Raw genomic sequence first — 10794 nt, forward strand, 5'->3', positions numbered from 1 at the left:
GCTTTCTTTTCAGAAAGCTTTCAGGCGAACGCTCCGCTTTTCCAGGTTTTTTCTGTCCTCTCCGTTTTTGTGTAAAAAATAGTTCATCTTTTTTTATATAATCTTGTATTCAATAATATATGAGCAATCATTCATATGTTCAATTAACACTATTATATGCATGCCCAAACCGGAGTGTCAACACAAGGTGTTGATTTTGGATACAGAATATGCAAATAGTAATCATTTCGCTTTAGGCGTTTTTTGGATATAATAGAGCTATCAAGTTGTTAAACATAGGCGGTGATAGGAATGGAACAACCGGTTAAAGCTCCACATGATTGCGATGATGCCTGCTTAGGTACGGAAGCCGATGTGCAAACCATTCGCACCTCACTTATAGATCGGGAGACCTCTTCCGAGATGGCGGATTGGTTCAAAGCATTTAGTGATCCAACACGTCTACGTATTATTGATGCACTGTTACAGAAAGAATTATGTGTACATGATCTAACGGTATTGCTCGACATGGGTCAGTCAGCCATCTCCCACCAGCTGCGCTCTCTCCGCAACATGCGGATTGTGAAGCGTCGCAAGGAAGGCAAGACCGTTTTTTATTCTTTGGATGATGCTCATATTGAGCAGATTTTCCTGCAAACGCTCCAACATATCAAACACGGCTAGGCTACTGCCAGCCTGTTCAAACCAACAGAAACCCCCGTCACTCGGCCTTATGCCGATGGACGGGGGTTTCTGTTGTGTAAGGGAACCGTTTTAATAGTTACAGCAAACGGTTATTGTTCGGATCATAAAGGCCCGACTTATCTTTGAACATGTTGAATATATGTGACACCACCACTTTAAGTACCGCGTATCCCGGAACCGCAAGCAGGATGCCGACTACCCCGAACAAGTTCCCTGAAGTCAGAATGACAAAGATGATGGTGATCGGATGAATTTTGAGTGTTTTACCCATAATCTGCGGCGAGATAAGTTTACCTTCAATCAGCTGTACAATGGTCCACACGGCAATCATTTTCAGCAACATCACTGGCGAAGTCACCAGAGCAACAATCAAAGCCGGAGTAATGGCAATTGCTGGCCCCAGATAAGGAACAACACTCGTGAAGGAAGCAATGATTGCAAGAATCAGAGCATAATCCAAACCAATGACCATGTACCCGATGTAAAGCAACACACCGATACAGAAGCTGACGATAATCTGTCCACGGATGAATGAGCTGATCTGGTGGTTGATATCATGCAACACATGCATGGCACCGGTACGACTTTTGATTGGCAAAAAAGACAAAATCTTGTCCGGCAACTTCTTGCCGTCTTTGAGAAGATAGAACAAGATGAATGGCACGGTTACGATAGATAACACGGTCTCGGTAAATGCACCAAGGAACCCGCCAAGCTTCGTCCAGGTAGAATTGAGGATCTCGGTAGCTTTCGTGGAAATCGTGCCCCACCAGTCCTGCCAGTTCATGTTGATCGTATCTTGCACCTGGCTGAACAGCTTATTGCCTGTCAATTCCTCGAATTGTTCCCTTACGTTTTCACTGTAAGTAGGGAAATTGGCGATCAGCCCCATAATCTGATTACGTAGCACAGGAATAACTGCCAGCACCACAATAGTCAAGATGCCACCAATGGCAAGATAGAGAATCAGTATCCCCCAGCCTCGCTTGATTTTCCATCGTTCCATCACGTCCACAAGTGGATTGAGCAGATAATAAAGGATGCCCGACAGAATAATAGGCAGAAGAATTGTTTTGAGTAACACCGCTAGCGGATGGAACACAAAGGATACCTTGGTCAGCACCATAATGTTCAGTCCTACCAATAGCAGCACTAACAGAAACAGCACAAATTTGTTGTTCAGAAAAAATCGTTTGAATCGCTCAGGCCACACCCGGGTTTGTACCTCAGGTTGTTGCTCAGGTTGCTCCATAGGCTTGTCGTCCTCTCTTATGTATCTTTCTTCCGTTATAATCACCTTTCTGCCTGACGGGTACAATTAACTCTTGTACAAGCCAACATATGTATAATACTCCCGATTTATACGTATGAGCCCGTTGACCGTTTCAAATTTAGCGAGTAAAGTCATTTTACCCCAAAATGCACAACGTGCCCCACACCGACCGTTTGAAAAATTTCCCATAAAAAAACGATCCACCTCCGCTTGGAGGCGAACCGTCTCTCTCTGATCCGATGCTATTCACATTAAAACCTTTATACGTTTCCCGCAAGCTGTGCAATCAACTCATACGAGTGCAGACGTGCTTGATGATCATAGATCATCGACGTAATTATCAATTCATCTGCCTGCGTCTGGCGAATAAAGGACTCCAGCTGGCCCTTCACTTTCTCCGGTGAACCGTTCACCGCAGCTTTCAGTGTTTGAGCTACAGTAGCCTGTTCGCGTTCTGTCCATTTCTCATCCATCACAGCTGGCGGCTGTACAAGCCCTGTTGTGCCGCGGATGATGTTCAGGAACTGTTGTTGCATCGTCGTCCCTAGCCACGCAGCCTCTTCATCGGTATCTGCCACCACGGCATTCACCCCTACGATGACATAAGGCTCCTTCAGACTCTCCGACGGCTGGAAGCTATTGCGGTAGGTATCCAGAGCAATTCGGGTATAATCTGGTGAGAAGTGGCTGGCAAAAGCAAACGGCAATCCCAGCTGGCCTGCCAATCGTGCGCTGAAATCACTGGAGCCCAGCAGGTAAATCGGGATGTTCAGCCCTTCGCCGGGCACTGCGCGTACGGGTGCATGATAGGACGTTGCCGATGCATCAAAGTATGCACGCAATTCTGCCAGCAGCTCAGGGAAATCTTCTCCGCTGTTCAGATCTTTGCGAAGCGCAACGGATGTACGGCGATCACTTCCGGGCGCACGGCCCAGACCCAGATCAATGCGTCCAGGATACAGGGATTCAAGCGTACCAAACTGCTCTGCAATGACAAGTGGTGCATGGTTCGGCAGCATAATGCCACCAGAACCTACACGAATGGACTTCGTTCCACCCGCCAAGTGTCCAATTACAACCGAGGTTGCAGACGAAGCGATGCCTGGCATGTTGTGATGCTCAGCCACCCAGTAGCGATGATATCCCCAACGCTCGGCATGTTGTGCGAGCTCCAGACTGTTGCGAAGTGCAATTGCAGGGGTTGATCCCACGACAACGGGAGCAAGGTCAAGCACGGAAAGTTTGACGTCAGTGATATGTTCTTTATGTTGATGTTCAATACTCATTAAAGTTCATACTCCTCTGTGATTATATTTTTGTATATCCAGATATATAGATATAAATAAACAACATTTTGCTTAAAAAATGAAACATAACTCTTATGTTTCGAAGACAGATTCTTTTCATACATGTAGCGAAGAAAGCCGGGAGTCCATGTGGTACACACCACGTGTTCTTACAACCTCTAGCCGTTCACATCCGGACGGAATCTCCTGCTTGCTGCGTATTGCATCCTTAGCTTCCGTTCCGGCATCCGGCTTATAACTCATGTTGTACGTACTCGGCAAAAGCCTGTATCGTTTCTTCATTGCGTCGATAGTACGTCCATTGTCCTCTGCGCTCCGATAACAACAACCCTGCCTTGAGCATCGTCAACAAATAGCTGGAGATTACAGACTGTGCCAGTCCAGCCTTCAATTGAATCGTGCCAACACAGATCCCACTCTTACCGCCATCCGGATGCTGGGATAGCTCGAGGGGGGAGAAGTGCTGCTCCGGGTTTTTCAGCCACAACAGGATCTGTCTGCGTGTCTCATTAGATAGTGCTTTGAAAATGAGTATAGGTTCCATGGGTCGATTATACCCCCTTTTTGACCTTTTGCCAAACCCCATAAACTAACAAACCGACTCATCAAGAGTCGGCTTGGCAATTCACATCTGATCAATTCCATGTTAGAAACGTGTTGTTACCGTCTGTTTCACTTCATCCAGCATTGCTTGATATGCAGCATCATCCAGATAACCAATACCACCGAAGAGCAGATGGCCTACCGGCTCGATTCCTACAAAATCAAAAATCCCTGTGTCGGAAGTCAGCTGGAGCGCATCCGTCATACCGATCTGGTCATACACGTCCTTCGGCGTTCCGTGTGTACTGATCATAACACCTTTTTTACCCGTTAACAGTTTCTCAATTCCTGTCGCTCCAGATGCATAAGCAAATCCGTAAGCAAACACCCGGTCAACGTATCCTTTCAGAATCGCCGGAAGCCCCGTCCACCAGATTGGATAGATAAACGTAATAGCTTCTGCCTCTGTCACATATTTCTGCTCCGCTACGATATCTTGGGGAGTCTGTCCTGCACGCATTGCAGCTGTATCCGCCTCAGTCAGTACAGGCTGAAAGCCGAGTTGATACAGATCACGTACAACGACCTCATGCCCCTCTGCTTCCAGAGCAGTTACGGCTGTAGTCAAAATGGCTTTATTGAAGCTGTCTGTATGTGGATGAGCGTATACGATAAGATGTTTCATGTTTTATTTCCTCCTCAATTGGGTTCAACAAGTTTAAAGACGTCTGACAATCATAGACAGCAAATTCTCCAACTGCTCCGACTGCTCTTCAGACAGATCGGCATAGATTATCTGATTAATCTGATTCGACACTTCGCGGAAGATCGGCTCAAGCTGCTTCCCTTGGTCCGTTAGGCGAATCATCGTTACCCGGCTGTCTTCAGCGCTCTTGCTACGTTCGACATACCCTAGCTTCTCCAGCTTGTTGACGAGCACTGTTACTGTAGGCTGCGTACGCTGAACACGTTCAGCCAGCATTTTGATCGATAATGTCTCTTCCCGGTACAAGAACATCAGGACATCTCCATGGGATGGCACGATACCCGTTACTTCATGCTGTTCCAATTCATGAACAATTCGTTTGTTCACATGATCTCTGATTCGTGCAATCATTGCAAAAGCGTTGTGTTTTAACATAAATGTATTATACATAGATATCTATGTATTTTCAACTCCTCATTTTTAGACTATATAAGTTAAACTAAAGATTTTACACGGCCCACTCCGATGACAGAATAACCTTCCAATCGCTGTTATCCCCAGATTTTTTGGATTCCCTTTTCCAAAGGGGAAAATCCGGTGATAAAGGCGAACGCTCCGCTTTTTCAGGTTTTTTCTGTCCTCTCCGTTATTGTGTAAAAGAATAGTTCAACTTATATACAATTCATAATTCCAAACAAAGTGACACGGCCCTTGTACTCTCATACTTGAAGGTATGGGACTACAAGGGCCGTACATCGTTACAACAGTTTAGTTCACAGAAGATTTGTTTGCACATTAATAGTCGTTACTTTCGTTCTTTACCTTATCGTTATTTAATCCAGTGTGTAATTTGCTCAACAGATTGGCGTGATTTCTCACGATGAGGCTCTTCTGCACGATAACCAAAGGCCGCCATCACTGACACATCCCATGCGCAATTCTCTAACAGTCCTGCATCTTCCAGAATACGATGCACCTCTGCATAATTGTATCCTTCGATCGGACAAGAATCGATGCCAATCTGAGCCGCTGCAGTCATCATATTGCCAAGGGCAATGTATGTCTGTTTAGATGCCCAGTCGAATAATGTTTTCGCGTTTTGAAGCAGACCTTGATTGTTCTGAAATTTACCGTAAGCTTCACTTGTCATTTTGAATACATCATCGGGCATGCCCTGGACCTCTTTCAGCATGTACGCTGCATAAGGAGAGCTGTAGCTGGCATCCGTGCGAGCCAAGATCACAATGAAGTGACTGGCTGTGGCTAGCTGCCGCTGTGCACCGGACGACACCTCGGACAAGCGCTGACGGAACTCGGGATTTTGTACAATGAGAAACTTCCATGGTTCGAATCCAATGGAACTTGGAGACAAACGACCTGTTTCAAGGATGAAAGTGAAGTCTTCTTCTGTAATTTTGCGTGACGCATCAAATAGCTTTGTTGCATGACGAAACTTAAATGCCTGCAAAATCTCTTCTTTTTTCTTTGTCTTTACAGTAACATCCACTCTTCTCCACGTCCTTTGCTTTATATATTATATGCTGAACCCACATAGCTATGGAGTTCGTTTGCTGTTTATGGCTCAGGTATCAGTTTAGATGTTATGCTCCAGATTGAAAAGTACGTACCTTATTGTACCCTGGTTCCTAAAAGTAAGGATAGCTTACATTACTAAATTGCGTCATTACTTAAAATACTTAATTAAAATCTTGCGTTCTACCTTAGTGATCATTGTGATACGCCCATCTTCTTTGTACCGAACCTCAAAAGCATCTTTTGCATCGCGCTCAAATGTAACTGTATCTATTTTTTCAGCATCTCGGTGGAGCCTGTAGTCGTCAAGATCTACATTAAAAATATTTTTCACAAATGGCCCAACCCGCTCTCTAAGAAGATTCTCATCCATATTTAATAACTGATCCTGGTAAGCCTCCATCTGTTCCGGACTGTTTATTTGGGGATAACCATAATCATTTGAATCTCCCACCATATATCTCGATCCATTTTTGGCTTCTGTTATTTTCACAAAATAATTATCACTAAATGAGAAAAAAGTTGAATCTTCACCAATTTCATCATCTTTAATTCGACTAGCATCATCTAGGTTAAAGTTAGCTTTACCTGAGAACACCTCAATCGCCCTTTTCGCCTTTGCCACTTCAGTTTGGGATATCTGATCTGCTCTTAACTCACCTGTAATGGATATCGCTTGATCCTGCCGCCAGATAATTTCTCCGTAACTATCACCCTCGCGTAAATCTACTACAGTGTAGCTCGTTGGATCCGTTTTTCCTTGTTGCATTCCCACGGATCTTCTAACTTTCACAGGTTGAAGTGTCGGTATTATGCCAGTACTCTCCAGAATTGATGGTACCTGACGCAAATACCGATGTTCCAGCTTACTTGGCTGCATCTCCGCTCTCATCTGCACTTCACGAAGATTACCCGTCTTGGCATCCAGCCAAATTTGGGCGTAATCTGCTCCTTTCTCCTGGCCCGCTTCGACGTATATTCTTCCAGACACAGGCAGATCTTGTACTTTGGTAATGCGTAGCTGTTTGCCCAGATCATCTCTCATCGTCATCGCAACATTCTTTTTCATCTGATCGGTAAGGATATCGACATTCACGTGATCTGTAAACAACAAAGCTGAAGCCGGATTCATCTGCTCCATCAACGGTTTTGCGAGTTGCCCGTCGTGCCAATTCCACATAAATAGCCCACCTGCGATAACCAGTGCACTTAACCCTGCAACGAGAATGCCTCTACGACTTTTTCTATGACGTTGATGACCTGGACCAACTTTGAATGTATCTTTAGATATATCTTTAGCTTTAGCTCTATTATTAACTGTATTTGTGTCTGGATCTGTGTATCTCCTGGATAAATCAAAGTGTGAACCAGATCGCTCCAATGACGACTCTAAAGGGCTCATTTCACTCATTTCCTCTTCCTTACTGCTTACCGTTCGTATCCGCTGCACCTGCTGTAGCACCTTACGCTTGTGATCTTCAGTAAAAGGAGACGTTGCAAACGGCCCTTTACGAATTTCCTTTTCCCATTGATCATCCTCATGTTTCATTCGCTTCTCTCCTCCCACTGCTTTCGAACCTTATCCTTAGCCCGGAATAGCCGTGATTTCACGGTTCCTTGGCTAATTCGTAACATATCTGCGATCTCCACCGTTGTAAGTTCATACCTCAGATGCAACAGAAGGATCTCCCGAAACTTCTCCGGTAGTGCCAGCACGATATCCCAAATTTCATTGATATGTACTTTACGAATCACTTCTATCTCGGCAGATGGATAAGCTGATCGTTCTCGCATCGTTTTTCTTGATCCGGATTGATCTCCTTGATCTGACTCTAACGACAACGTTTCTCCCCATAAGCTGCTTCGGAAAAACCTCGACTTTCGGTATGTAAACGTTGTGTTCCTCGTAATTGTTAGAAGCCATGTTTTGATCGAGCAATCTCCCCGATAGTTCGCGATTCCTGTGTATGCCCGGACAAACACTTCCTGTGACAAATCATCTGCTTGCTCCGTATTTCTAGTTAAAAAATAAACATAATTCCACACATCATTGCCGTAATCATGCATCAGGCTGGCAAGTGTGTCATTGTTGATGGTCTGGGCCTCTGCCAGAAACGAATAGTCCAACGAATGTTCACCTCACTTAATACGACTAAACGGAATGTCATCCGGTTCCCTAATTTACACAATATTCTTTATACTTTAGCAAAAAAACAAAAAACAGCATGTCCAGATACACTGAACACGCCATCGTAAAACGCTGAATAATGTACATATAAGATTCATCATTATTTCTTCATTGCTACAATCATCAGAAACATCGGTCTTCGATTCTCATCAGACATCCCTGGGACCTGCTCCATCATCTCCAAAGAAGGTTTGGATTCTGCCACTTGTTGAATGATGAACCCCGCACCAATCAATTCATTCAGATGTGTAGCCATCGTCCGATGATACTTCACCACATCATGATCCAAAAAGTTTGCGATCCGCTGTCCTTGCTCATGATAATGATCCACAGGCCAATGCAGTTTCTCCCCTTGAGCATCATAATGCCAATCTTGCTCCGCACGAGCGGTGAATATCGGATGTTCAACAGATAGAATGAACGTTCCACCTGTGACTAGACAATGATTGATTTTACGATACACGTCATGCAAATGTTTAATGTAATGCAGAGCAAGCGAGCTAATAACCACATCGAACTGATTCTGGTCAAAATGAATATCTTCGATGGCCGTCTGCCGATACTCAATCTGTAGATCATTCGTCAGTTCACGCGCACGCCGCAGCATATTTTCGGATAAGTCTACACCGATGACAGAACTCGCCTGTTGTTCACGCGCATATCGGCAATGCCAGCCAAAACCGCAACCCAAATCAAGTACTCGCTTATCCTTTAAATCGGGTAATAAGGTTTGTAATTCATGCCATTCCCCAGCTGCATCTACCCTTCAACGGAGCGAGCCATCTTACTATAATTCTGAAAAAATGCCTTATCATCGTATTTATTTTGTTTCATGTGATCTTACCTCCCTCCCCGGTCTTCTCTCATACTCTATCAAATAAACGGTATGAATTTCGGAAAAGTTGCCATTTGAATTGTACTCGTGTTATTATACAGAACGAACGTTCAGTATAATATATAGGTATAAACTTTTTAAACTTACTAACGGAGGTCATTATGAGTACAAATTGGACACATCCACTTGAGAGGCAAACGGTAGGCAAAGCTTTTATCAGCTATCTGGTGCCCTCTGTTCTGGGGATGCTGGTCATCGCATTTAACTTTATTATCGACGGCATTATGGTTGGGCATAAACTGGGGTCAACCGCTATGGCAGGCATCGGCATCGCTTCCCCTGTCTACACCCTGTTCGTGGCAATGTCTCTATGGATCGGCATGGGCGGAGCTACGTTATACTCTAATCATATGGGCAGGAAAGAAAATCAGAAGGCCAAAGAAGTGTTTACCAAATCCATTATTCTCATTTCGCTGGTCACAGTGGTTATTGGTTACACGGCCTTCACATTCAAAGATAAACTCGTATATGCATTGGGTGCAAATGCAGATACTTTCCCCTTCGCATCCGACTATATGAACATCATGTTACTTTTCGGGTTTGTTTTTACGATCGAAAATGCATTATCCGTTTTTGTTCGCAACGATGGCGGTCCAAACACTTCAATGTATGCCCAGATTACCTTTGCTGTAGCTAATATTGTCATCAATTATATTACGTTATATGTGCTGGAGTGGGGAGTACGCGGGGTTGCACTTGGCACGATTGTTTCAGCCGCTTTGGCACTGCTCGTGCTGTTCAGTCATTTTTTCAAAAAGTCCAATAATCTTACGTTCACAAGGTTCACATGGAGTACCAAATTGCTTTGCATGATCGCACTTATTGGCTTTCCCAGCTTCCTGGCTGAACTCGGTATGTCCGTCTTTTCGGTCTCACATAACATCTCAACGGAACGGATTGGAGGTACGGATGGTGTTGCCTCGTTTACGGTTTTAAATTACATCCACGGGGTTGTCTTAATGGCATTCCTTGGTCTGGCTTCTGCTGCGCAGCCCCTAATCAGTTATTATCACGGTGCACAGCGAATGGAACAAGTGCAGGAAACGATTCGTATTGCCGTCAAAACAGCCTTAACCTGCGGTGTGGTTCTGCTTCTCATCGTTCAAGTTGGAGCACCTTATTTTGTGCAAATCTTTGGTAACTTCAGTAGCAGTGTAACTGATAACGCAGTCTACGGTTTGCGTATTTTCACTATTGCTTATGTATTCATGGGAGTAAACTTTGTCATGAGCACGTACTTCCAGTCCATAGGTAACGCTAAAATGGCGATCTGGATTACAGCCGCACGCGAGATGATTATCATGATTGCTTTGATTGCCATTCTTCCTTCGTTCCTGGGTGTTACTGGGGTATGGCTAGCTGTACCATTATCTGAAATGATTGTTCTAATCACGATAGCACTCTATTATCGCAAACGCTCCTTGACCGAGCGGCTCAATCTGTTACAGGCAAAATAAATATTATGGTTTAAAAACAAAGATAACGTTCGCTGTATTTTTGCCCCACCGTCACGATATTAAACACTGGCGCCTAACCCCGGCGTAATTCTCCAAAAGAGAACGCCAGGGTTAGGGGCTCAGTACCATTCTGTGCACGACACAAAAAAACACACCTGATTCTCATCAAGTGTGTTTTTGCTTTGCTTGGCGGCGTCCTACTCTCCCA

Annotated in this window: 11 protein-coding genes and 1 pseudogene; 2 read left to right on the top strand and 10 right to left on the bottom strand. The window is 44.5% G+C overall.

All coding sequences use genetic code 11. From position 1 onward, the window contains the following. Nucleotides 1–291 precede the first annotated feature (291 nt). Nucleotides 292–663 (top strand): ArsR/SmtB family transcription factor, encoded by a 372-nt coding sequence (locus tag H7T88_RS27335; RefSeq protein WP_090924908.1) that lies wholly within the window; start codon nucleotides 292–294, stop codon nucleotides 661–663. A 97-nt stretch (nucleotides 664–760) separates the two neighbouring features. Here the strand turns inward: H7T88_RS27335 and H7T88_RS27340 are convergent, their stop codons facing one another. The 10 genes and pseudogenes from H7T88_RS27340 to H7T88_RS27385 form a co-directional block, all read right to left on the bottom strand. Further along, nucleotides 761–1936 (bottom strand): AI-2E family transporter, encoded by a 1176-nt coding sequence (locus tag H7T88_RS27340; RefSeq protein WP_090924907.1) that lies wholly within the window; start codon nucleotides 1934–1936, stop codon nucleotides 761–763. 281 nt (nucleotides 1937–2217) lie between these two features. Then, nucleotides 2218–3243: an LLM class flavin-dependent oxidoreductase gene (locus H7T88_RS27345; RefSeq protein ID WP_221791521.1), complete on the bottom strand. Its 1026-nt coding sequence runs from the start codon at nucleotides 3241–3243 to the stop codon at nucleotides 2218–2220. Nucleotides 3244–3360: 117 nt separating this feature from the next. Continuing rightward, on the bottom strand, nucleotides 3361–3507 hold the full coding sequence (locus H7T88_RS27350; RefSeq protein WP_221791523.1) for a hypothetical protein: 147 nt from the start codon (nucleotides 3505–3507) through the stop codon (nucleotides 3361–3363). Continuing rightward, nucleotides 3497–3808 (bottom strand): ArsR/SmtB family transcription factor, encoded by a 312-nt coding sequence (locus H7T88_RS27355; RefSeq protein ID WP_123066816.1) that lies wholly within the window; start codon nucleotides 3806–3808, stop codon nucleotides 3497–3499. The genes H7T88_RS27350 and H7T88_RS27355 overlap by 11 nt, the downstream gene beginning before the upstream one ends. Nucleotides 3809–3910: 102 nt before the next feature. Next, nucleotides 3911–4492 carry an NAD(P)H-dependent oxidoreductase gene (locus H7T88_RS27360; RefSeq protein ID WP_221791525.1) on the bottom strand — a complete coding sequence of 194 codons (582 nt, stop codon included), beginning with the start codon at nucleotides 4490–4492 and terminating at the stop codon, nucleotides 3911–3913. Between the two features lie 33 nt (nucleotides 4493–4525). Next, nucleotides 4526–4963 carry a MarR family winged helix-turn-helix transcriptional regulator gene (locus tag H7T88_RS27365; protein WP_312027667.1) on the bottom strand — a complete coding sequence of 146 codons (438 nt, stop codon included), beginning with the start codon at nucleotides 4961–4963 and terminating at the stop codon, nucleotides 4526–4528. Nucleotides 4964–5342: 379 nt separating this feature from the next. Next, nucleotides 5343–6020: an NAD(P)H-dependent oxidoreductase gene (locus H7T88_RS27370; RefSeq protein WP_221791527.1), complete on the bottom strand. Its 678-nt coding sequence runs from the start codon at nucleotides 6018–6020 to the stop codon at nucleotides 5343–5345. A gap of 177 nt (nucleotides 6021–6197) precedes the next feature. After that, entirely contained in the window at nucleotides 6198–7595 is a 1398-nt protein-coding gene (locus tag H7T88_RS27375) for a hypothetical protein (RefSeq protein WP_221791529.1), read from the bottom strand. Further along, nucleotides 7592–8173, bottom strand: a complete 582-nt coding sequence (locus H7T88_RS27380; RefSeq protein ID WP_221791531.1) for an RNA polymerase sigma factor — start codon at nucleotides 8171–8173, stop codon at nucleotides 7592–7594. Before H7T88_RS27380 ends, H7T88_RS27375 begins: the two co-directional genes overlap by 4 nt. Before the next feature lie 161 nt (nucleotides 8174–8334). Next, nucleotides 8335–9068 (bottom strand): annotated as a pseudogene (locus tag H7T88_RS27385) (class I SAM-dependent methyltransferase). A 162-nt stretch (nucleotides 9069–9230) separates the two neighbouring features. Here H7T88_RS27385 and H7T88_RS27390 point away from each other — a divergent pair. Continuing rightward, nucleotides 9231–10586 carry an MATE family efflux transporter gene (locus H7T88_RS27390; protein ID WP_090924899.1) on the top strand — a complete coding sequence of 452 codons (1356 nt, stop codon included), beginning with the start codon at nucleotides 9231–9233 and terminating at the stop codon, nucleotides 10584–10586. Nucleotides 10587–10794 lie beyond the last annotated feature (208 nt).

Source organism: Paenibacillus cucumis (ex Kampfer et al. 2016), assembly GCF_019748695.1.
GTDB lineage: Bacteria > Bacillota > Bacilli > Paenibacillales > Paenibacillaceae > Paenibacillus > Paenibacillus polysaccharolyticus.

Coding starts and splice junctions, on each gene's coding strand:
- H7T88_RS27335 (WP_090924908.1), top strand. CDS start 292: ATGGAACAACCGGTTAAAGCTCCACATGATTGCGATGATGCCTGCTTA.
- H7T88_RS27340 (WP_090924907.1), bottom strand. CDS start 1,936: ATGGAGCAACCTGAGCAACAACCTGAGGTACAAACCCGGGTGTGGCCT.
- H7T88_RS27345 (WP_221791521.1), bottom strand. CDS start 3,243: ATGAGTATTGAACATCAACATAAAGAACATATCACTGACGTCAAACTT.
- H7T88_RS27350 (WP_221791523.1), bottom strand. CDS start 3,507: ATGAGTTATAAGCCGGATGCCGGAACGGAAGCTAAGGATGCAATACGC.
- H7T88_RS27355 (WP_123066816.1), bottom strand. CDS start 3,808: ATGGAACCTATACTCATTTTCAAAGCACTATCTAATGAGACACGCAGA.
- H7T88_RS27360 (WP_221791525.1), bottom strand. CDS start 4,492: ATGAAACATCTTATCGTATACGCTCATCCACATACAGACAGCTTCAAT.
- H7T88_RS27365 (WP_312027667.1), bottom strand. CDS start 4,963: ATGTATAATACATTTATGTTAAAACACAACGCTTTTGCAATGATTGCA.
- H7T88_RS27375 (WP_221791529.1), bottom strand. CDS start 7,595: ATGAAACATGAGGATGATCAATGGGAAAAGGAAATTCGTAAAGGGCCG.
- H7T88_RS27390 (WP_090924899.1), top strand. CDS start 9,231: ATGAGTACAAATTGGACACATCCACTTGAGAGGCAAACGGTAGGCAAA.